Origin of the sequence: uncultured Anaerococcus sp. (assembly GCF_963510915.1) — a bacterium.
GTDB lineage: Bacteria > Bacillota > Clostridia > Tissierellales > Peptoniphilaceae > Anaerococcus.
In genome coordinates this window covers 1-22,682 of sequence record NZ_CAUPHG010000020.1, presented here as the reverse complement: position 1 = coordinate 22,682, position 22,682 = coordinate 1, and the positions used below count along the sequence as shown (strand labels likewise).

22 protein-coding genes are annotated in these 22,682 nt (G+C 35.9%); 4 read left to right on the top strand and 18 right to left on the bottom strand.

Annotated features, from left to right (window positions below):
• The 3 genes from RQ893_RS03075 to RQ893_RS03065 form a co-directional block, all read left to right on the top strand.
• The coding region (locus RQ893_RS03075) for a winged helix-turn-helix domain-containing protein (protein ID WP_311481583.1) at positions 1 to 886 on the top strand (886 nt) is incomplete at its 5' end.
• The gene (locus RQ893_RS03070) at positions 876 to 2,744 is read left to right on the top strand and encodes an ABC transporter ATP-binding protein (protein ID WP_311481582.1); all 1,869 of its coding nucleotides are present in this window, start codon (positions 876 to 878) and stop codon (positions 2,742 to 2,744) included. The genes RQ893_RS03075 and RQ893_RS03070, both read left to right, overlap by 11 nt.
• Positions 2,734 to 4,500 carry an ABC transporter ATP-binding protein gene (locus RQ893_RS03065; protein ID WP_311481581.1) on the top strand — a complete coding sequence of 589 codons (1,767 nt, stop codon included), beginning with the start codon at positions 2,734 to 2,736 and terminating at the stop codon, positions 4,498 to 4,500. The genes RQ893_RS03070 and RQ893_RS03065 overlap by 11 nt, the downstream gene beginning before the upstream one ends.
• A gap of 43 nt (positions 4,501 to 4,543) precedes the next feature.
• Here RQ893_RS03065 and RQ893_RS03060 read toward each other — a convergent pair whose 3' ends face one another.
• The 10 genes from RQ893_RS03060 to RQ893_RS03015 form a co-directional block, all read right to left on the bottom strand.
• Complete coding sequence (locus RQ893_RS03060) at positions 4,544 to 5,839, bottom strand: ABC transporter substrate-binding protein (protein ID WP_311481580.1); 1,296 nt, start codon at positions 5,837 to 5,839, stop codon at positions 4,544 to 4,546.
• A 97-nt stretch (positions 5,840 to 5,936) separates the two neighbouring features.
• Positions 5,937 to 6,755, bottom strand: a complete 819-nt coding sequence (locus tag RQ893_RS03055; protein ID WP_311481579.1) for a carbohydrate ABC transporter permease — start codon at positions 6,753 to 6,755, stop codon at positions 5,937 to 5,939.
• Between the two features lie 3 nt (positions 6,756 to 6,758).
• Positions 6,759 to 7,643, bottom strand: a complete 885-nt coding sequence (locus RQ893_RS03050) for a sugar ABC transporter permease (protein ID WP_311481578.1) — start codon at positions 7,641 to 7,643, stop codon at positions 6,759 to 6,761.
• Positions 7,643 to 8,713 (bottom strand): ABC transporter ATP-binding protein, encoded by a 1,071-nt coding sequence (locus RQ893_RS03045; RefSeq protein WP_311481577.1) that lies wholly within the window; start codon positions 8,711 to 8,713, stop codon positions 7,643 to 7,645. Before RQ893_RS03045 ends, RQ893_RS03050 begins: the two co-directional genes overlap by 1 nt.
• Before the next feature lie 13 nt (positions 8,714 to 8,726).
• Positions 8,727 to 9,047, bottom strand: a complete 321-nt coding sequence (locus RQ893_RS03040; RefSeq protein ID WP_311481576.1) for a hypothetical protein — start codon at positions 9,045 to 9,047, stop codon at positions 8,727 to 8,729.
• A gap of 80 nt (positions 9,048 to 9,127) precedes the next feature.
• A complete protein-coding gene (locus RQ893_RS03035; protein ID WP_311481575.1) occupies positions 9,128 to 9,562 on the bottom strand; it encodes an SH3 domain-containing protein in 435 nt (144 codons plus the stop codon).
• Positions 9,562 to 10,218: an AAA family ATPase gene (locus RQ893_RS03030; protein WP_311481574.1), complete on the bottom strand. Its 657-nt coding sequence runs from the start codon at positions 10,216 to 10,218 to the stop codon at positions 9,562 to 9,564. Before RQ893_RS03030 ends, RQ893_RS03035 begins: the two co-directional genes overlap by 1 nt.
• Positions 10,211 to 11,158 carry a hypothetical protein gene (locus RQ893_RS03025; RefSeq protein ID WP_311481573.1) on the bottom strand — a complete coding sequence of 316 codons (948 nt, stop codon included), beginning with the start codon at positions 11,156 to 11,158 and terminating at the stop codon, positions 10,211 to 10,213. The genes RQ893_RS03030 and RQ893_RS03025 overlap by 8 nt, the downstream gene beginning before the upstream one ends.
• Complete coding sequence (locus tag RQ893_RS03020) at positions 11,148 to 11,969, bottom strand: glycosyltransferase (RefSeq protein ID WP_311481572.1); 822 nt, start codon at positions 11,967 to 11,969, stop codon at positions 11,148 to 11,150. The genes RQ893_RS03025 and RQ893_RS03020 overlap by 11 nt, the downstream gene beginning before the upstream one ends.
• Positions 11,936 to 13,087 (bottom strand): glycosyltransferase, encoded by a 1,152-nt coding sequence (locus RQ893_RS03015; RefSeq protein ID WP_311481571.1) that lies wholly within the window; start codon positions 13,085 to 13,087, stop codon positions 11,936 to 11,938. The genes RQ893_RS03020 and RQ893_RS03015 overlap by 34 nt, the downstream gene beginning before the upstream one ends.
• Before the next feature lie 144 nt (positions 13,088 to 13,231).
• Here RQ893_RS03015 and RQ893_RS03010 point away from each other — a divergent pair, with 144 nt between their 5' ends.
• Complete coding sequence (locus RQ893_RS03010; protein WP_311481570.1) at positions 13,232 to 14,410, top strand: sodium/glutamate symporter; 1,179 nt, start codon at positions 13,232 to 13,234, stop codon at positions 14,408 to 14,410.
• A gap of 70 nt (positions 14,411 to 14,480) precedes the next feature.
• On the opposite strand, the gene RQ893_RS03005 is transcribed toward RQ893_RS03010, so the two are convergent.
• From RQ893_RS03005 to feoB, 8 genes are all read right to left on the bottom strand, one after another.
• Positions 14,481 to 15,512 carry an NAD(P)-dependent oxidoreductase gene (locus RQ893_RS03005; RefSeq protein WP_311481569.1) on the bottom strand — a complete coding sequence of 344 codons (1,032 nt, stop codon included), beginning with the start codon at positions 15,510 to 15,512 and terminating at the stop codon, positions 14,481 to 14,483.
• 4 nt (positions 15,513 to 15,516) lie between these two features.
• A complete protein-coding gene (locus RQ893_RS03000) occupies positions 15,517 to 16,098 on the bottom strand; it encodes a DJ-1 family glyoxalase III (RefSeq protein ID WP_311481568.1) in 582 nt (193 codons plus the stop codon).
• A 104-nt stretch (positions 16,099 to 16,202) separates the two neighbouring features.
• A complete protein-coding gene (gene tkt, locus RQ893_RS02995) occupies positions 16,203 to 18,185 on the bottom strand; it encodes a transketolase (protein ID WP_311481567.1) in 1,983 nt (660 codons plus the stop codon).
• Between the two features lie 296 nt (positions 18,186 to 18,481).
• Positions 18,482 to 18,826, bottom strand: coding sequence for a zinc ribbon domain-containing protein YjdM (locus RQ893_RS02990; protein ID WP_311481566.1), 345 nt, complete (start codon positions 18,824 to 18,826; stop codon positions 18,482 to 18,484).
• 9 nt (positions 18,827 to 18,835) lie between these two features.
• The gene (locus RQ893_RS02985; protein WP_311481565.1) at positions 18,836 to 19,441 is read right to left on the bottom strand and encodes an isochorismatase family protein; all 606 of its coding nucleotides are present in this window, start codon (positions 19,439 to 19,441) and stop codon (positions 18,836 to 18,838) included.
• Positions 19,426 to 20,358, bottom strand: a complete 933-nt coding sequence (locus tag RQ893_RS02980; protein WP_311481564.1) for a TIGR01212 family radical SAM protein — start codon at positions 20,356 to 20,358, stop codon at positions 19,426 to 19,428. The genes RQ893_RS02985 and RQ893_RS02980 overlap by 16 nt, the downstream gene beginning before the upstream one ends.
• A 75-nt stretch (positions 20,359 to 20,433) precedes the next feature.
• Positions 20,434 to 20,580 carry a FeoB-associated Cys-rich membrane protein gene (locus RQ893_RS02975; protein WP_311481563.1) on the bottom strand — a complete coding sequence of 49 codons (147 nt, stop codon included), beginning with the start codon at positions 20,578 to 20,580 and terminating at the stop codon, positions 20,434 to 20,436.
• A gap of 41 nt (positions 20,581 to 20,621) precedes the next feature.
• Positions 20,622 to 22,682 (bottom strand): ferrous iron transport protein B (gene feoB, locus RQ893_RS02970; protein WP_311481562.1); only part of this gene is annotated, 2,061 nt, incomplete at its 5' end.

Sequence of the window (22,682 nt, the reverse complement as noted above, 5' to 3'; positions counted from 1 at the left end):
AGAAAACGATGGAAATTATTTGCCTTTTATGGCAGGTGTTTTCCAAAATATCAATGTTAGCTCTATTAAAGAATTTTCCTATGAGATCTTTGACCTAGTCTTCAACCTATCTTTTTTAAGATGTATAGGTGTTGACATAGATGATCCAGAATTAAAATCAGCAAACTTAAAAGAATGGTCAAAAAAAGCTTTAAAATCAGACTTTCTGAGCTTAATAGCTAGTCTACCCTACGGAGATAAGCTTTCTATGGCACTTTTAAGGTCTTTTTCTAATAAGAAATCAATCTACGATAGACTCTATCCTCTATTAGAAAAAATTTGCCAGATTTTAGAAAATAATTTTCCAAAAATTCAAGATGAGTTTACAGAACATTTTGAAAAAATAAAAAAAGATGGCTACAAAAAGGTAAGTGAAGTAATAGACCAAGTTGGCTTAGCAAGTTTTTTAAGCAAAAGAGATGAGCCTTTAAACATCTATGGCCTTATCCTTGCACCAAACATGATCATGATTCAGTTTATATCAGAAGATTACGATGATGCCTTTATCAAATTTGGAATTTATTCAAATAAAGACTTTATCGAAAAGGAAAACAAACTAAAACACCTTAGCCAATACCTAAAAATCCTAGGAGATCCAACCAGGATTGACATTCTAGACCTCTTAAAAGAAAGAAATTACTATGCAAAAGAGCTTTCTGACAAGCTTTATATAACTCCTGCCACCCTTTCTTACCACATAAGCCAACTTCACGTTTGTGGCTTTATTGGAGCATACATTGAGGGCAGGAAGACTTATTATTATCTGAGAAAACCTGGTTTTGAAAAAGTTATAGAAGAACTGACTGAATTTTCTAAAGACATAAAGGAGGAAGATTATGGAAAATAATCTTAAAAACCTAAAAGAAAATCTCGCCCAAAATTTAAAAGACGAAGAAGTCATAAAATCATATCTAAGGGCCGATAAGCTTTCAAATTTTGACCTTCTAAAGATGGCCTATGCGCCTTTTAAGGACAATCTAAAAATAAAATTATCCCTAATTCTTTATCCTATCACTGCTGGTCTCATACCAATTATAGAAGCCTTTATCATGTATTACTTAGTAGGTCTAATAGAAAAAAATACTGACCTAAAGACAATGATTTTCGTAATTTTAGCCTACTCTCTAATAATTTTCGTCTGCTCCATAATCTCAAATCAGATAGAGCGCAGAACTTACCCAACCTATATGGGGACAAGGCTTGAATCCTTCATAAAAGCAAGTGGTCCTATCATGGAAATGGACTATGGTCTTGGAGAAAATTCTCTCTTCATGGCCGAATTTTCCAGAGGATTTGAACCTTTTTCTAACAACGTCGAAGGCCTTGAAGGGATTTACCACGATATGTATAAGATTTTGGCAAATCTTATCTCCTTTATTATAATATCTGTGATTATGTCAAGGCTATCCCCCCTAATTTTTATCTTTGCCATAATTTCAATCCTAATTCAACTTGCGATTAGAACTTACACTGATAAGTATAGGCACTCCCACATGGGTGAGCTTAACAAGGTTAGGAGAAAAACCGAAGCCTATTATAGGGAAGCATCCGATTTTCGTTTTGCAAAAGATATCAGAGTTTTTTCCTTTAAAGATAAATTTATTGAGGGTTTTAATCCCCTTGTAGGAAATGTGATTAAGATTTCAAGGACCTTTATCAAGCCTGAAATGTACCTATCCCCTGTCCTTGCAGTCCTTATCGTGGGAGTAGAAGCCCTTTGCTATTATTTCCTGACAGGGAAAATTCTATCAGATCAAATTACCCTTAAAAACCTAACCCTCCTTATCACATCAGTTGCAATTTATTCTAAGGTTATCTTAACTCTTGTAATAAATATAGCCCAAACCAGGTCAAACCTCCTCTATGTGTCAGATGGCTTTGATATGCTAAGGGCTGACCTAAAGTCAGAGGCAGGAGAGAAAAAAATTACTGGACCAATATCAATAGAATTTAGAAATGTATCTTTTTCTTATCCCCTATCTGATGTGAATGTTTTAGATAATCTCTCATTTACTATCAAAGAAAAGGAGAAAGTCGCCATTGTTGGTGTAAATGGTGCAGGTAAATCCACTATAGTTTCCCTAATCCTTGGCCTTTATAAGCCAACAGCAGGTGAGATTTTTATTAACGGTATAAATGCCAACGACCTTGACCTAAAAGAAAGGTATGCTGCCTTTGCAACTGTCCTACAAAATGTAGAACCCCTCGCAGTTTCCATTGCAGAAAATGTGGCGACGACTGATGAAAATATCAACCGAGAAAGAGTTGTAGATTGTCTAAAAAAGGCAGGTTTAGGATATAAGCTTGACCAATTACCAAAAGGAATTGATACCCAAATGACCCGTAATATCCACGACGATGGGACACTTTTCTCCGGTGGGGAAAACCAGAAACTCGCAATCGCTCGTGCCCTTTACAAAGAAAATGCAGGAGCCCTTATCATGGACGAACCAACAGCCGCCCTTGATGCCCTCGCAGAAGAGAAAATTTACAGGGACCTTGATGAGATTAGTAAGGATAAAACCCTGATTTTTATCTCCCACAGACTAGCATCTACCAGATTTTGTGATAAAATCATGCTCCTTGATGGTGGAAAAATCACCGAATATGGAACTCATGATGAACTTTTAAAACAAGATGGGCTCTATAAGGAAATGTACGAATCCCAAAGAAAATACTATTTGGAGGAAAAGAATGAAAAATAAACTAAAAGCCCTATGGCTTTTTGCAAAAATTACTGCAAAAAACGATCCTCTTTATATACCGGTAATTATCCTAAACGCCTTATCTCCAGCAGCAGCAACCATGGTAAATGTCTTTGTGCCAATGATTTTTATTAACCAAATCACAGACCCAAGGCCAGCTAACGACTTTATAAAAATTGTCCTATTCTTAATCTTAGGAAGAATCCTCCTAGAAAGTCTAGAAAGACTTCTAAGCCGAGAAGAATTTGTAAGACGCCAGGGAATTAATGATTATTTGACCTTTGAACTTGCCAAAAAAGCCATGGATTTGACCTACCAAAATATAGAAAACCCCCAAACCCTAGACCTCAAGGAAAAGGCCAACGCCGCAATTAATATGGGCGCTATCCATAACTTGCTATCATGCCTAAAGGATATAATAACAAGCCTGGCAACCATTATAGGAACCGCTCTTGTTATCATATCCTTCTCCCCTTACTTGGTTGGTTTTTCAATTTTGATTTCACTTTTAATAATCCTTGTAAATGGCAAACAATCTGCTTATACAAGCAAGTTTGACCTAGAGATTGTAAATGTAAACAGGAGATTTTCCTATTATTTCTCCCTCATGGCAAGCCCTCACTACCAAAAGGAAATAAGAGTCTTTGACCTGGGAGAAATGCTTCAATCTAAAACACAAGGATACTTAGATCAAATGATGGATGGCTTTGAAGATAAGTTTGCCTTTGAGGCCAACATGGGAGCTATAAAAATCTTTTTGGAGTCTATTTTAAGATTAGTTTCCTACACCTATGTAGCAATGAGGACACTCTCAGCCGCCTACGGCCCACAAATTTCCTTTGGATCCTTTTCTGCTATTGTTTCTGCCAACGAAAACTTCATGACTTCCTTCCAGACCATGTTTTCAGAGCTGGCAGACTTTATAATGAGTCTTGCTAACCTTGAACCTCTCTATGATTTCTACGTCCTAGATTCTGACAAGGAAGAAAACCTAGAAGAAGCAGGAGATTTTGAGAGCCTAGTCTTTAAAAACGTAACCTTTACCTATCCAGGATCAGACAGGAAAATTATTGATAACTTATCATTTAGGATAAATAAGGGCGAGAAAATCTCAATTGTGGGTGTAAATAACGCCGGAAAGACAACTATAGTAAAAATTCTCCTAAGATTTTTCGATATTGATTCTGGAGAAATCCTTTATAATGGTGTAAATATAAATAAAATCAGCAAAAAATCTCTCTATAAAAAAATCAGCGGAGTCTTCCAAGATTTTTCCATCATGCCTTTTACAATAAAGGAAAATATTATTGGAAATAAGGATTTTAGCGAAGATAAAACTGATGAAATTATAAGAAGGCTAGACTTAGATTCAAAGATAAAAGAACTTCCAAAGGGTCTTGATACCTACCTCAATAAGGACATATACGAAAATGCAACAGACCTATCCCTTGGCCAAAAACAAAAGCTTGCCATAGCTCGTGCCCTTTACCAAGACGCAGACTTTCTAATCCTAGATGAGCCAACAGCATCCTTAGACCCCCTTGCAGAAAGCAAAATCTACGAGCACTTTAACGAAATGACTGAAGGCAAAACTGCCATCTTCATCTCCCACAGGATGAGCTCATCAAGGTTTACCAATAAAATCCTCTTACTAGATAATGGAAAAGCTGCTGCCTTCGATAGCCACGACAAACTAATGGCTTACGATAATCTTTACAGTAAACTCTACAAGGCCCAAGCCCAGTATTTTGAATAGGCAAGAAAAAAACTCCCAAGCCGGGAGTTTTTTTCATTTTATTTTATTTTTGGAAATCTGCTTTAAATTGTGGTGCGAAAGCTTCCATTTCTGCTTTTACATCGCTATCTGGGTTTGAAAGGATTTCTTCAAGTTTGCTTGCAATGTCATTGTAGGCTTGTTGGCTGCCTGGAACAAGTGGTCTTGAGAATAATTTTTCACTTGCTGGTGCAAGGATTTTTGGTATTACAGAATCAGCATTCTTGTAGCTTTCATCTTCTACAGCTGATTTTCTAGCTGGCATATAGCCTGTTGCTAGAGCAAATTTGATTTGGCTTTCCTTGCTTGCTAGGAATTTAAGGAACTTAAATGCAGCATCTTTTTGTTCATCGCTTGCTCCCTCAAACATATAAATATTTGTACCTTGTTGAACAGCCTTATCTGCTGGATATGCTTGAGCTGCGTATTTGAATTTACCTTCAACTCCTTCTTTAACATATACTTCACCAGCATTTGAACCTATGTAGCCAGCTAGTTGTTGGTTAGAGAATGGACCTGATAGGTATTGGTCAGTACCAGCTATTCTAAAGTAACCTTCTTTAATACCATCTAGGTAGTAGTTGATAGCTTCAATTGATTCAGGGCTTGTAACGTCAAGTTCTGGGCCAAAATCTATGCCCTTGTTTTTAAGGTAGGTTACATAGAAGTTAGAAAGTGAATCCCAACCAAAGGCTGGTATATCTTTTTCTGCCTTGATTTTTTTAGCTGCTTCTTTTAATTCTTCAAAGTTTGTTGGATTTTTAATACCTAGTTCATCAAAAATGTCTTGGTTATACCATAAAACTTCTGTTGATTTATTAAATGGGATACCGATAATTTTTCCATCTTGTTCGATTTCATCTCTTACACCTGGGAAAATATCATCGTAATCTTTAATTCCATCTTCGCCCTTAACTCTATCTGTAAGGTCAGCTACCATACCAGCTTCGCTAAATTGGAGCATCCAATCTGGATAAGCTTGGGTAATAGTTGGTAGGTCTTTAGGTGATTGCATGGTTGCAACTAGGATTTGGTTAAGATCCTTATAACCACCTTGGTGTTGAAGGGTGATTTTTACATCTGGATTTTCTTTTTCAAAATCTTTAACAAGGCTCTCTAAAGCTTCACCTTGTCCGCCACCCATAGCATGCCAAAATACTACTTCTGTTTGACCTTCTTTAGCAGGTTCTTTAGATTCTTCTGCTTTTTCTTCTACTTTTGCTTCTTCTTTTGGAGCTTCTTCTTTAGCTTTGTTTCCACAAGCTGAGAACATTCCAATAGATAAAACTAATGCTGCAAGTAATGTTAATTTTTTCTTCATTTCTTCCCCTTTAAAAAAATTCTCCTAAGTTTGTTTACAAGCAAACTCATCATTCTTACATTTAATATATACCCTTAAAAGTAATTTTAATCAATACTTATCCCTTAATTCCTCCAAAGGATACTCCCCTCAATATTTGCTTCCTAAATATAAAGTAAAGAATCAAAATTGGTAGGACTGTTATGGTTGAAGCAGCCATTTGCAAATGAATTAATTGACCTGCTTCAGTAGCAAAGGCTGAAAGACCATTTGATATTAATCTCATATTTTTGGTGTTTGTAACAAGGATTGGCCACAAGAATGAGTTCCAACCTGTAATAAAGTTTAAAAGTCCGATAGTAAATAGACTTTGCTTACACATTGGAATCATGACCTTTCTTATAAATTCAAAGTCACTTGCCCCATCAACCTTGGCAACATTGTAAAATTCCCTTGGAACAGATTTTAAAAATTCCTTTAGGTAGAAAATATAAAATACTGAAGCCATAAAAGGAATTATGAGCGCCATGTAGGTATCCAAAAGTCCTAACTTGGCTATGGTTGAGTAGTTTGTAAAAATAATTATTTCAAAAGGTACCATCAAAAGTGCTAGCATGAAGTTTTGAAGCATATCTTTACCCTTAAAGTTCATAAAGTTTAGGGCAAAGGCTGCAAGCACAGTTGTTATCAAAGTTCCAAGTGTATTTATCAAGGAAACAAAAACTGTATTTACAAAATATCTAGCAAAAGGAGCTGACTTCATAGCCTCAGCAAAATTTGAAAATTGCGGGCTTGATGGTAAAAGTTTTGGTGGGATGGCTGTTACTTCTCTAAAGCTCATCAAAGCTGATGCAATCATATAAATAAATGGAAAGAGGGTTACAGCAGCCATTATTATTATAAAAATAAAAGCTAATCCTTTAAAAATCTTTTTCATCTCCTACCTCGCTATCTTTCTTATAATCGCTCTTTGAACAAAGGTCATAACTAAGAGGAATAAAAACAAAATAACTGCTGCTGCCATGGCCTGACCATAGCGGTATTCTACATAGAATTTATTGTAGATATAAAATACTGCAGTAATTAGCCTATTACCTACACCTGCCTTACCATTAAAGAGGGCAAAGATTTGATTATATACCTTAAAGCTTGATATGAAACTTGTTAAAAACAAAAAGGTAATAATATTTGCAAGTTGTGGGAGTGTGATTTTCTTAAACTGCTCCCAGCCAGTTGCACCAAAGGTGTCAGCTATCTTATAATAATCTTTGTCAATACCTCTAAGACCAGCAAGAATTACTATAATATTAAAGGCTAGACCGTTCCACACCCCAAATATAATAGCTGAGAGCATATTATAGTCAGGATTATTTAAAAAATCTATAGGTCCAATACCAACAAAGGATAGCATATGGTTTATAAAACCATATTGACCATTAAATAAATACCTAAATACAATACCTACAGCGATTACACTTGTTAGGTAAGGTATAAAGAAAATTGTTTCAAAAAACCTATTACCTATAACTTTTTCATTTAAAATCAAAGCTATAAACATTGAAATTATAATAGATGAAGGCACAACTGTAATTGAATATATTAAGGTGTTTTTCATGGCTAAGATAAATAATTTGTCATGAAAAACTGCCGGAAAGTTTGCAAATCCAACAAATTCTGGCTTCATGATATTATTGCTATGGACAGCCATATAAAAGGTCCTAATTAATGGATAAACGTTAAAGACTAGGATGAAAAACAAGGCTGGCAAGAGAAAAAGCCAGGCCTTATTGGTTGTCTCTGCCCTATAGGTCATTTTCTTTTTCATTAGTAGACCCTTTCCCCATCTTCAGTAAACAGATAGATTGCCTTATGATCAACAGAAATTTTTACCTTATCTTCTGCCTTAATATCAAGAGCAGAATCAACTACCATCCTTGATGCTTGGCCGTTTAGGTTGAAGTGTAGGATCATATACCTACCAATCATCTCACGAGATTCCACTTCGATTTCTAAATTACCTGCTGGATCAAGTTTGAAATGCTCAGGCCTTATACCAACTTTGTAAGTTTTTCCATTTAATTCTGTTTTTTTCCTAGCTTCTACTAATTTTGATTTTTCTATAACAAGATCACCATTTACAAAATCCCCATCCCTATTTTCTACATCGTAGATATTTATAATAGGGTTACCGATAAATTTCGCCACAAAAAGGTTGGCTGGTTCTAGGTAAAGATTTTGAGGAATATCGTATTGTTGAATTACACCCTTATCCATTAGGGCTATGTAATCACTTATTGATAGGGCCTCTTCCTGATCGTGGGTTACAAAAATTGTAGTAACGCCTACAGTTTTTACGATATTTCTAATCTCTTCCCTGATAGAAAGCCTTAATCTAGCATCGAGGTTTGAAAGTGGTTCGTCAAGTAGAAGGGTCTTTGGGTTTTTAACTAAAGCTCTTGCTATAGCCACCCTTTGCTGTTGGCCTCCTGATATTTCCTTTGGTCTTTTATTTTGTATATCAGTAATATAGGTTAATTCCATATATTTTTGAGCTATCTTTATCGCTTCTTCTTTTTTTATTTTTCCTTCACCTACAACTAGGGGGAATATTATATTTTCAAGAACAGTCATATGCGGATAGAGGGCGTAGTTTTGAAAAACCATCCCGATATCACGGTCTTTTGAGTGTTTATTGACGATTGATTCGCCGTCAAAACTTATATCCCCATCAGTTGGGTCAAGGATACCTGCAATAATATTTAAAATTGTGGACTTGCCACACCCGCTTGGACCTAGGAGGGTCACCAAGGCACCATCTTTGATATCTAGATTAACAGACTTTAGAGCCTCATAACCGTTGTCGTAAATTTTCTTCAAGTTTTTGATATTTATCATATATTCCTCTTTTTCATATTAATGGAAATCTCAATAGTAGGTACAACATTACAACCATAAGGGCTATACCTATAACAGTAAAGGCATCAATTTGCTTTTTAAGTGCCAAAATCACAAGCGAAATAGATAATAAAAATAACAATAAATAAAATTGCATAAATAAATCGCTGTTTGGACTAATTATAGATACAACCAAAGAAAGAGCCGCAACAAAACCAGTTACTGCACTTATATATGCTGAAAGCCTTCTGCCTTCAAGAAGAAAGTCAATTAGACTAATTACAGCAACCACCATAAAGATTGGCATAAACATATTTTTTATTATATCAATCATTTAAACCTCTCTCCTTGTATTATAACATATTTTTTAAAAATAGACATAAAAGTAGGGTTGTTAATAAACAACCCTTTTCTTTAATTTTTGATTAAAAGATCTGACCTTATATAGCCAGTCTTACCCTTAGCGGTTACCCTAGTCCAGCCATTATTCTCTCCTAGATTTAGGATTTCATCTTCTGGGCCTACTTCGGTAACTATATAAGCGTCTTTTTCTGGGGCTATACGCATATTTACAGTGTCTTCCACCCTAAATTCGACCCCGTCGTCTAATTCTTCCTTGACTTGGTCGGTCACATTTTTATTATTTTCTTTTTCTGTATCTTCTGTATTTTCTTTTTCTGTTTCTTCTACATTTTCTTTCTTACTGTCTTGGTCTTCATTTGGCTTTACTTCCTCTGCTATTTCAGTTTCGGCATTTTTAGAATGCCTAACTGATGTATAGGAATCATCCTTACAACCAGTAAGGCTTAGGATAAGACCAAGAGCTAATAGCGCACTAATTTTCTTCATTATTTTCCTCCAAAAAGGTCATCAAGTTCGTTGTCTTCGTATACATAATTAGAAATTATAACTCCCTTAATATCTGCACCCGCCTTTTCAAGCTGGCTAATAGATTCTTCAAGGAGGTAGGATTTAGAATTTTCTTCAGTACTAAAAATTACTGTCTTGTCAGCTAAACCACAAAATACATTCGACTCTGCTATACCAATATTTTCCTTGGTACTTATAAAGACATAGTCATACCTATCCTTACAATCAGCAAAGAATCTAGTAATGGCTGATGGCTCAAGGTACATATCCTCATATTCAGACACCCTACCTGTCATTAGGAGATGAAGGTTGTCACTTTCACGCACTAGGGCATCATCAAGTCTAAAATCGCCCAATAGGCAATCTACAAAGCCTCTCTTGTTATAAAAGCCCTTCATTTCTTCAAGCTCATCTGCCCTAAGATTTGCATCAATTACTAGGATTCTTTCATTCTCTTCTGCAAGATGGCTTGCCATATAATATATGGAGTCTAATTTCATAGACTTATCATCTGTGGCTGTAAAACTGATAACTACATCATCAACGTCAAGATTTTTTGTTAGCTTATCTTCTAGATTATAAAAGGCTTGGAGGAGGATTTCTCTTTTTTCATCAACTTTTTTTCTTCTAAACATCTAATGCTCCTCTCTGATACCTTGGAAGCTTACCCAAAATCTCAAGCTTATTGGCATTATTCTTTTTATTATTATCATCATGCTTTTTTTCTTCTTCATTTGCAGCCATTATTAGATCATTCTTGTCAATTTTCCTTGTAGCAGCAAAGTCTTCCTTTGGCTCTTGTGAAATTTTTTGTAAAGGTCTGGTTTCTTCTTTGACTTCCCCATCATCTTCTATGCTTTCAGATTCTTGGATTGGCTCATCTTCAATTTCATCTTCCAAGTCATCGTCAAAATCATCTACCATATCTTCTTCAGTTTCTTCGACTTCTTCAATGATATCTTTATTTTTCTCTACCTGGCTTTTTGCCTTGATTTCTTCTTTTTTGTAATCCTTTACTTGGTTCTTTTTTAGCTTGTGATTATAACGGCTCACACTTACCAAGGAAATTACTAGATAAATTACAAATCCAGCAAGACCAGCATAGGTTGCATACTTAATTGTGTTGTCGATAGCAGTGGCATTTTGATAAGAATATTCCATCACATTTGCCCCTGTATTGTAAATGTTATTTAAAACTGTCACAGATAGGTCAGCAAACTCATCCGCAAGGTCTTCTGCCCTTAGCTTGTTAGTATCAGTTACCGATATTTCAATAATTGGAGAAGTAGAAATTGGTGTTAGGTTAAGTTTGTTGTCAAACTTAGAAACAGGCCAATCTATCTTTAAATTCTCCAAGGTTCTCTCTTTGATTGCCTTAGAATTTAGGGTTGCCGCAAAACCTGCTGCAGGATTATCCCCGTTTAAATTTTCTACAGAAGTAGTGACAAGTTTAGCAGATGCCCTATATTCTTTATAGCCCGCTAAATTTAGGCCAAAATAGACAATCATGGCCACAATTATACCAGCTATTATAGATGATAAGAAAGCTGTAAACTTTGATTTTTTATTTTCCATCATATCCTCCAAAATCTCTAGCACCCTCATACATTTTTTCTTTTGCTTTTTCTTTTTTTATTTCTCTAAGCATTTCCGGGTGCGAATACAGAAAATACCTTATATATAGTTTGTATAATCTAGGGAAAAGTGCCCTTGCTAAGACTCCCTTATCGTAGAAATACTTTTCATTATATCCTTCAAACCAGTTTGAATTATCGTTGTAAACCTTGGCAATTAGGCTTTTGTTAGTCCTTACCTTTAGTCCTTTTCTAATGGCGGATAGGATAAAAATCGAATCTTCACCAGATCCTATATTTGTCCCTGATCCAAAGAGAGTGTTTAGGTATAAATTTTCTCTCGCCAAGACTTCTCTTCTAAAAACAAAGTGAACAGACCCATATCTCAAACAATTATAAAAACTGAGTTTTTTTTCGTCCTTAACCTTAATTATTTCCTTGCCATCCTGGTAAACTATAGTCTTAAATACGAAAAAATCAACATCTGGATGTTCTATAAATCCATCTTTGATTCTTTCAAGATAACCCTCTTCAAAAACCTCATCATCATCCGCGAAAATAACTACATCCGCAGTTGAATTTAGAAGGGCAAGGTTACGGGATACCGCAAGGCCCCTTGTGTCTGTGGTAATCATTCTGATTTTTTTGCCACCATCATAGACTTCTTCATAAGCGTTTTTACCAGCCTGATTTATGATAAGGGCGTCACATTCTAAGTTAAACTTCTTATAAAAATTTATATCCTCCACATTCATGGCGGAGATTAAAACTTCAACTCTCATAGCTTCCTTGTTGTTTCTGCCTTCTCCCAAGTCGCCTTAGATCCACCCCTAAGCTCCTTATAAGCTCCTAGGATTTGGGCAAGCATCATGGCACAATAATATCTTGGGAAGTAGAAAATCTTACTCTTTGCCTTTGACAATTGGCCAATCACAGCAAGGGTATAAAAACCAACTTGGCCTAGGAAAAACAGTTTATAAAATATTCCTTCATTGAGGACTCCAAGGTTGGCTATAAATAGCACAATATGGAAAAATGCCTGCATATACCTTAAAGTCTTGTGGCCAAAATGGAAAAAGGAAAACCAACCATATTCAAAAATATTTAACCTGCGAACATTAGTAAAGATATTGGTAAGAATCCTTCTTTGCATCCTCACCTTTCTCTTAAATTCGTCAGCTGTAGTTTGTCCCGCCTTTTCAACGGCAATTGCCTTTGGATTATAAAGGGCTCTCTTGTGGTTAAGTCCAGCATAAAGTGGAAGTTCATAGTCGTGGCTATTAACCAAGTCTATGTGCCTATAATCAGCCTTTCTAACGGCATATATCGCCCCATTTCCGTTTACAATGGTCTTTATATTTGACTCGATTTTTCTTAATTTTAATTCAAAATTCCAGTAGGTGTTTTCTGCAACAGCAGAAGATACATCCACATCTTCCATGTAAATTAAAGACCCACACACATATTCTATATCATCTGCCGTAAAATATGAAACAAGTTCATCAATGGCATCTGCCTTAAACATTGAATTAGCGTCTGAAAATACTAGGATCTCACCCTTTGCAACTTCTACCGCCTCGTCTTGGGCATTAGTTTTACCTAGGTGGTTTACAACGGTGTTTACCCTAATATCATAGTCTAGATGGTCTTTTATAAATTTCTCACAAAGCTCAACTGTCCTATCGTTTGAAGCATCATTAGCAATAATCACTTCATAATGTGGGTACTTACTTTGTATGATATTTTCTAACTTTTTTTCGATTACGTCTTCTTCATTATAAGCTGAGATTATCACTGATACGAAAGGCTTATAGGAATAATCCTGATCGTTCTCTCTTTTGATAAACTTTTCCAAAATAAGAAGCACTAGAGGATAGCCTATCATTGCATAAAACAAGGCAAATCCTGATAAGTAAAATAAAAATTTCATCTCTTCTCTCCTATCTTACTATTATATTATAAAAGGCATTGACTTTTCAAGAAAAAGTCTATAAATATTGTTATTTTTCAAAAAAAAAATATAATAAGTCTAAATCTGAGCAGAACAACCATTTCAACAGATAAAGAGGTAAGCATGACCATTAACTTAGATATTATACAAAGCCTAGGCATAGCAATTATCGCCCTCATCATAGGTGATATTTTAAAAAATAAGTTTAAATTTTTAAGAATATTTTTTATACCCAGTCCAGTCATAGGTGGGCTTATAATTTCAATACTTGTTTTGATTTTAAAAGAAACTAACCTAGCAAATATTGAATTTGACAAGGTCCTCCAAGATTTCTTTATGAATATCTTTTTTACATCGATAGGTCTTTCCGCATCCTTTGCCATGTTAAAAAAATCAGGTTCCTTGGGAATAAGACTTGCTATAGCCATTATAGTTCTTCTGCCCCTTCAAAACCTAATCGGAGTTGGCCTTGCAAAGGTGCTTGGCATAAACCCCCTCCACGGCATAGCCATGGGGTCTACATCAATGACAGGTGGGATTGGTTCTGCCATAAGCTTTGGAAAAATTATGGAATCCATGGGTGCGAAGTCCAATATTACAATAGGGGTTGCGGCTGCAACCTTTGGTCTCCTAGCTGGATCCCTTGTGGGAGGTCCTACTTCCAAACTCCTCATAGCCAAAAATGGACTTGTAAGTAGGGGTTCACTTTCTAAAAAAGAAAACCTATCTATAAAAACAATTACCAACCAAAAAACTCTTACCAAGGCCATAATAATAATCGCCCTAGCAAGTTTTCTCGGCACCCTTATTAATAAAATCCTTGGCTTAACAGGTTTAAACTTTCCTTATTATGTAGGATGCCAATTTGGAGGCTTACTTGTAAGAAATATTTATGACTCAACTAAAAAACCATTAGATATGGACAATATCGACTTGGTAGGAAATATTTCCCTAAGCCTATTTTTATCTTTAGCCCTAATAAATTTGAATATTTCGGCTATCTTAGGCCTTGCAGGACCTATGCTTATCATCCTTCTTGCTCAGGCTGTTTTTATAGCTATTTATACTAGCCTTGTGACTTTCAATCTTTTAGGTCGCTCCTACGATGCGGCAGTCATGGTTGCAGGCCACTGCGGGGTAGGTTTGGGCCAAACTCCAAATGCTATGGCAAACATGGAAGCAATTATAGAAGAAAAGGGCCCTGCAGATGTGGCTATGTTTATTTTCCCAATTGTCCTTGCCATAGCAGTCAACCTTACAAACCCAATAATAATTACATTTTTTATCAACCATTTTTCTTAAAACATAAAAACGCCGATAAAGCAAAATTATTACTTGCTTTGTCGACGCTTTAAGACTGAAATTTTAAATTTTAGTCTTTTTTATTTTCTAAATTTTCACCACTACTTCTTCTCTCACTTCCAGCCTTAACTGGTGTGCCTTTTAGGTAGAGGTTTATCATTTCTTTTATTTCTTCCGTTAGGTCTTCCTCGCCCAGGTCAAAATCAGATTTGAAACTCAAATCCATAGTCATAGCCCTTAGCATATTAATCTGGCCAATTCCGTGTTCAAGTCCCTTATTTTCTGTAATCTTTACATCCTTTTCATAGGCTGGTAGCAGATCATCAAAAGTCTTATCTTCCAAAGTTTTTTCATCTGATTTTTCCATAGCTTCAATAACCATCTCATATATTTGCCTGTAAGAAATCTTTGATGTGGAAACTGCATAAGTCTTCTTATCACCTTCAAGCTCTAGGGCATAGATAGCAGCCCTAGCCAAGGCTTCAGCTGATATTATTGGTATTACGCCTTCGGTTACAGGTATTATTTTATTAGCCTTAACTAGGTCAATATGGGCTTCAAGGATTGACTTGTTAGCCTTGCCAATAATAAGGCCTGGCCTTAGAATAGAGACATTCATTAATGGTTCGCCCTCAAAAGTTGCAATTAGCTCTTGCATCAACCTGGTTTGGATATAGGGCTCCTTATGGTAGGAATTTTTTCTTAAAATTTCGTTTTTTTCGGCTATTTGTGTTTTATAATCTCCTAAGAGAAGGAAATTTTTTATCCCAGCTCGTCTTGCAAGTCTCGCTACCCTGCCAGTTGGAAGGACATTTCTCTCATAGAAAAATTTGCCAGCTGGTTTTCTTGGCACAGATAAATCACTTACTCCACCTGCATAAATAAAGCTATCACAATCTTCCATTAGACTTATTGCTTGCTCATCTGTTAGGGAAAAGAAATCCTCTAGGATAAAGTCTAGATTGTTCATAGTCTCAAAATCACTTGGCCTAATGAGGTCAACAGCCTTTACAAAATATCCTAGGTCTAGAGCGTATTTAATTGTCGTTTTGGCAAAAAGATTCGCCCCACCAAGAATAAATATTTTTCTGATATTTTTCATTTTCCTAAAACCTTATCTTAAAATAATCTTCAACAGCAGAATGTTGGATGCCGTATTTTACCTCTTCTTTGGCATCAACACCCTTGATAAGCTCAACAAGTCTAAGAGCTAAATAATTTGTCACTGCAGCTCCCCTGCCAGTAGTGATATTTCCGTCTGTAACAACTATTTCATCATCGATATACTGGCCAACATTTTGAAGGTCTTTTTTTATAGTTGGAAAAGAAGTTGCCTTTTTATCTTTAAGGACTCCTGCCCTATCAAGGACAATTGGTCCTGCACAAATCGCAGCTATAAGCTTATTTTCCTTATCAAAATCCTTTATAATATCTATAACTTTTTCATTATCCCTAAGGCTTTCTGCACCCTTAGTGCCACCTGGTATATAAACTCCATCATAGTCAGCTGGATTTATATCTTCTAAGAGAAAATCTGCCTGGTATTTTACGCCATGGCTGGTTGTTAATTCTTTTGAGCCAGTAGTTGATACCATATCGATTTTGATATCTGCCCTTCTGAGATAGTCTACAACTGTAAGTAATTCTATAGTTTCATTGCCATCTGCAAGTAATTCTAATATCTTCATAAAATCCTTCTTTCATAAGATTCTTCTCCTATTATTATATACATTTTAAGACAAAAAAGCTATGGTCTTTGGACCACAGCTTGATTTTTTTCTAAAATTTATATTTAATAGAATTTTTGCTTGATTTTTTCTACTACAGCTTCTTTACTGAAACCAAGTTTTTTAGCAACATCTCCACCTGGTCCTGATATACCGAACCTGTCAATTGAGATATTTAGACCATCAAGACCTGTAAATTCAGCCCAACCAAAGGAAGAACCCATTTCGATTGAGACCCTATTTCTAACTTCACTTGGAAGAATCTCTTCCCTGTATGAAGCATCTTGAGCCCTAAATAATTCCATGGATGGCATAGATACAACTCTTACTTTCTTGCCTTCTTTTTCAAGTTCTTCAGCACATTCTAGGGCAAGAGAAACTTCTGAACCTGTTGCAATTAGGATTAATTCAGGTTTTTGAACATCCTTTATAATATAAGCTCCCTTTTCAATTGACCCTAAATTTTCAGTTTGCTTTAGGTTTGGTACATTTTGACGAGTAAGGGCAATTACAACTGGTTTATCCTTGCTTTCTAGGGCTATTTTCCAAGCTAGTCTAACTTCATTTCCATCTGCTGGTCTTAGGACGATTGTATTTGGTATTGACCTAAGCATAGCAAGTTGCTCAATTGGTTCGTGGGTTGGGCCATCTTCACCTACTGCCACAGAATCGTGGGTCATCACATAAGCAAGTGGCAAGTGTGAAAGGGCTGAAAGTCTAACTGCAGCCTTTAGGTAATCTGCAAAGACAAAGAAGGTTGATACGTGATGGAAAGTACCACCATGGGCCATGATTCCGTTACCAATAGCTGCCATGGCAAATTCACGAACACCATACCAAACATTTCTACCTGCCGGATCGTCTTTGAAAGATTGAGAATCAACTATATTTGTCTTATTAGATGAGAATAGGTCAGCAGAACCTCCCCAAATATTTCTAGAAACTTTTGCCAAATCTTGTAAAATTTCCCCACTTGAAGCGCGGGTAGCAAGGGACTTATCTTCATGAGAATATTTTTTTACCTGGTCTAGGAAATTCTCTGGGAGTTCTCTATTGATACCAGCCATTAATTCCTTATAGTCTACTGGATATTTTTCAGCATATTCTTTTAAAAGTTGATCCCATTTCTCATTGGCTTCTGCGCCACGTTTTCCAATGCCATTTTCGAAAGTTTGGTAAATGTCATCTGAGATTACAAAGTCTTCGCTATCCCATTCATAAGATTTTTTAGCAAATTCAAAATCCTCAGCCCCTAAAGGTGCACCGTGAACCTTGTTTGTACCTTGATTTTTAGAACCAAAACCGATTATTGTTTTTACTTCGATTAGGGTTGGCTTATCATTTTCCTTAGCCTTTTCGATTGCTTTTAAAATCGCTTCTAGGTCTTCCCCATCTTCGACCCTGTCATAGGCCCAATTTTGAGCAAGAACCCTATCTTTTACTGATTCAGAAAAAGATGTAGTAAGCTTGCCATCAAGGCAAATATCATTTGAATCGTAAAGCACGATTAGTTTATCAAGCTTTAAATGACCTGCAAGACTCATAGCCTCGTAAGATACACCTTCCATAAGGTCGCCATCACCACAAAGAGCGTAAGTATAGTGGTCAATTGGTTTTAAATCTTCCTTGTTATAAAGACCTGCCAAGTGTTTTTCAGCTAAGGCAAGACCTACAGCTTGGGCAATACCTTGACCCAGAGGACCAGTAGTCACCTCAACACCAGGAGTCATTCCAACTTCTGGGTGACCTGCAGCTATAGATCCAATTTGCCTAAAGTTTTTTAAATCCTCCATAGAAATATCATATCCAGATAAGTGGAGAAGGGAATAAAGCATAGCAGAACCATGACCAGCGGATAAAACAAACCTATCCCTATCAAAAAAACTAGGATTTTTTGGATTTGCCTTTAAAACCTTGTTAAACAAGGCATAAGCCATAGGACTTGCTCCCATAGGAAGTCCAGGATGGCCAGAATTAGCCTTCTCTATTTGAGCAACTGATAAAGTTCTAACTGCATTCACAGCCTTAAAATCATCTTTGTTAAACATTAAATCTCCTTTGATAAAAAAAATTTCCAAGAAAACGTTAGTAAATTTCAAGGCTATTATACTCTTATAAGACACTTATTCCAAACGTAAAAGATAGCAAAAAATTGACAAAAATAATTTTTCTCAGGACATCCTTGCCTCGACTTCATAAAATCCCTCGCAAGTCCTTTAGCTCCTTTTATCTGTATAGCATTATTAATTAATCCATTGATCTTTTCCATAAAAAAACTTTCCTCAAAATATTATATAAATAAATCGAGAAAAGTTTTGCTACTTTGTCATACAAAGTAATGTATTTAGTTCACCTTCTTTATAACAGAGGATTTTAAATATAAGGACCCAAAGCCTTCCACCTTGGCGTCTATATCGTGGCCATTTACTGGATTTTCTAAAATCTTTATGTTAGTCACCTTGGCACCTTGCTTTATTGTATCTGTTCCTAATTTCAAATCCTTTACAATACTTGCATTGTCGCCATCTTCTAAAATATTTCCTACGGCATCCCTGGTTACTTTTGTTTTTTCTTCTACTTCTTCTTCCTTATCGGACCATTCATGAAAACATATAGGACAGACGTAGATATGTCCGTCTTTATAAGTGTAGTTTTCGCCACAAGATGGGCATTTAGGTAAATCTGTCATAATTTTCTCCTACTTTCTTAATTCTTTTACTAGGTTTGAAACGAATTTAAAATTTGGGTCCTTGCTGTCTACTGCGAGGTCGAAAAGGACTAATTCTGTATTTACAAGGACTGCTCCCATATCCCTTAAAGATTTTCTGGCAATTTTTTTAAGCTCATCAGAATAAGAAGAAATTGCATCGTCTACATAAAATACATCAAGCCCCATATCTAAAAGGCTTCTAATTGTTTGGTAAACACAAATATGACCCTCTGCTCCTGTTACAAATACCTTTTCGATTTTATTTTCCTTGATAAATTCGTAAACTTCTGGTGTTAGGGCATTAAAACTTGTCTTAGCAAAGATTTTTTCATCGTCAATTTCAGCCAAAATTTCCTCATCTGACCTACCAAGGCCTTTTGGATATTGTTCTGTTGCAAGGACAGCCATATCATACTTTTTGAAGGCTTTAATAAGACCAATAGTATTTCTAGTAGTCCTTTCCCCCTTATCCATAGTCACCATTAACTTTGGCTGGATATCAATAACCAAAAGCAATGACTTATCCTTATCAGTGTAGGTTCCATCTTCGCTTAGTGAGTTTGTAAAAAATCTCGCATCTAATTTTCTTTCCATAAATCCCCCTGTCTAAAATTTTTTTCTTTCATCATTTTGTCAATACTTGTTAAAATCTTAGCCTTATTTTTCGACCAAAGAGGAAAGGATATTTTTTCACCGATCCCATCTCCTGTTAGCCTATTTATCACAAGCTCTGGCCTTAAATTCCTAAGAATCTCTACTACTATTTTAACATAATTTTCCATATCCATACCATAGTGAATCCTATTTTCTTTATAAAACTTCTCTAATCTAGAATTTTTTTCTACATAAAGATTGTGGATTTTTATTCCCCATGGATATGCCTCGTTGATGTAGGAAACATCTTTCATATAATCTTCAAAATCCTCAAAGGGAAGCCCAACAATCATATGAACCAAAACCCTAATTCCCCTAGCCTTTAATTTTCTAAGACCTTTATCGAAAATTTCTTGGTCGTAACCCCTATTTATAAGGTCAAGGGTCTTTTCCTTTACACTTTGCATGCCAAGCTCAACTATTAGAAAATATTTTTCATTAATTTCTTCCAATAGATCAAGTACATCATCTGACAAGCAATCCGCCCTGGTTGCTATGGCAAGACCTATTACTTCCTCATCATCCAGAGCTTCATAGTAAAGCTCTCTAAGTTTTGAAAGATTTGCATAGGTGTTGGTGAAATTTTGAAAATATCCCAAATAGGCTTCAGGCCTTCCCTCTTTTGAAAGCCTTGCTTTTTGGTAGGAAATTTGCTCGGCGATTGATTTAATCCCTATAGTCCATTCTCCAGATCCAGTTTCCGAGCAAAATATACACCCATCCTTAGATAGGGTCCCGTCCCTATTTGGACAAGTAAATCCCCCATCTAGGGGGAGTTTGATGATTTTTTTCTGAAATTTTTCCTTCATATAGGAATCAAAGTCCCTATAGCGTTTCTTATTAATTTCGATTTTCATAGTATTAATATACTCTATTTCTAAAAATCCCTAAAATAAAAGACCCTACAGGGTAGGGCCTTTCTAGTGTAGTAATTAATCACAGCAAGATTTTTTATCCTTGCTGTCACATGCAGAGCATCCGCATCCACATGAGTCACTCTTCTTTACAAATTTTGAATAAACAATATAAGCACAGATTCCTAGTACTACTAAAAGTAAAATCCAAGATGCTAAGTTCATTATTTCCTTCTTTCTCTAAGAGCAAAACCTTGCTCTAAAATTTATGCTAGTGACTTATCGTATTCGATATTCTTCTTTACATATGGTTTTCTAACAACCATATAGATGAAGAATACTAGGGCTATTACTCCGAGTATTGTGCCGAAGTGTACTTGACCTGTATAGAAGTAGCTTGCTATTTGGTAGAAGATTAAGCTTACTATATAGGCAAAGCCCATTTGATAAGCAATAGTGATTGCTGTCCACTTATTGTCATCCATTTCTGTCTTGATAGCACCTACTGCTGCAAAACATGGCATGCATAGCATGTTAAATAGCAAGAATGAATAACCTGCAATTGGTGTTCCTATTGCAGCGGCGAAAGCTTGAAGTAGTTCTGGTGTATCTTCTGCTACATCACTACCAAGGCCTAAAACAACGCCCATTGTGGAAACTACGTTTTCTTTTGCTACGAAACCTGATATTGTTGCAACTGTTGATTGCCAGCTACCAAAGCCTATTGGCCTAAAGATTACACCGATTACAGAACCTAGTACAGCTATGATTGATCCTTCTGAGTTTTCTTCAATTAAGTGTAATCTGAAATCAAAGTTTGTCAAGAACCAAATTATAACAGATGATAGGAAGATTATTGTTCCTGCTCTCTTAACATAAGCTTTAGACTTATTATAAACGTCAGTCAAAACTGATTTTACTCTTGGTGCGTGGTATGGAGGAAGCTCCATGATAAATGGTGCTGGTTCATCAGCTAGTTGTTTAAATTTCTTTAAGATAATACCAGAAAATACAATTGAAGCTACACCAATCGCATAGAATGAGAATGATACTAAGGCTCGATGTTCTGGGAAAAATGCACCAACGATAAGGGCAATTACTGGTAATTTTGCTGAACAAGGCATGAAAGTAGCTGTCATGATTGTAATCTTTCTATCTCTTTCATTTTCGATTGTTCTTGATGCTTGGACACCTGGTACACCACATCCTGTTGCAACCATGGCTGGGATGAATGATTTACCTGATAGACCAAATCTTCTGAAAAGTCTGTCCATGATGAAGGCAACCCTTGCCATATAACCTATATCTTCAAGTATTGATAATAGAGCAAATAGAACCATCATTTGTGGTAAGAATCCAAGTACTGCTCCCACACCTGCAAGTGCACCGTCAGTAACTAATGATTGGAGAACTGGGTTTATATTAGCTCCTTCCATCCAAGCACCAACTGCTGGTGTAAGTGTATCTTCAAAGAAGCCGTTAACTGCATCAGTACCTATAGTTCCTGGTGAATGTTCATAAACTGCACCGAAAAATACCAAAAACATTACAAGGGCAAAGATTGGTAGACCTAAGATTCTATTGGTTACAATCTTATCAACCTTATCTGTTATAGATGGTTTTGTTGGAGCCTTTACTAAAACTTTATCAGAAAGTTCTGCTAAATTCTCATATCTACCTGTAGTAATGATTGACTCGCAATCATCGTCTTCTTTTGCTTCAAAGTCATTTCTGATTTTTTCAATCTTAGCTAAAATATCACTAGGAATTGTGATGTGGTTCATTGATTCATCATCATTTTCAAAAGCCTTAATAGCATAATACCTAGCAAAATTTTCTCCAACAATTGGTTTTAAGTCTTCTGAAATCACTCCTAGAGCTTCTTCAAGTTCAGCATCGAAAACCATAGTATTTGGCTTTTCTCCGCCCTTTACAAGCTCTAAGACTTTTGCGATTAATTCGTCAATACCCTTTTCCCTAGCAGCGATAGTTTCAACTATTGGTGCATTTATTTCTTTAGATAGGGCTGCAACATCGATTTGATCTCCCTTGCTTCTTACTATATCCATCATGTTTAGGGATATAAGCATTGGGATACCAAGTTCTGATAGTTGGCTTGTAAGGTATAGGTTTCTTACCAAGTTTGAACCATCAACTAGGTTAATGATTAAATCTGGTTTTTCATTTAGAAGGTATTCCCTAGAAACAACTTCTTCCATAGTATATGGAGAAAGGGAATAAATTCCTGGTAAGTCTTCAATAATAATGTCTTTGTGGCCTTTTAAAAGACCTTCTTTTTTATCTACGGTAACACCTGGCCAGTTACC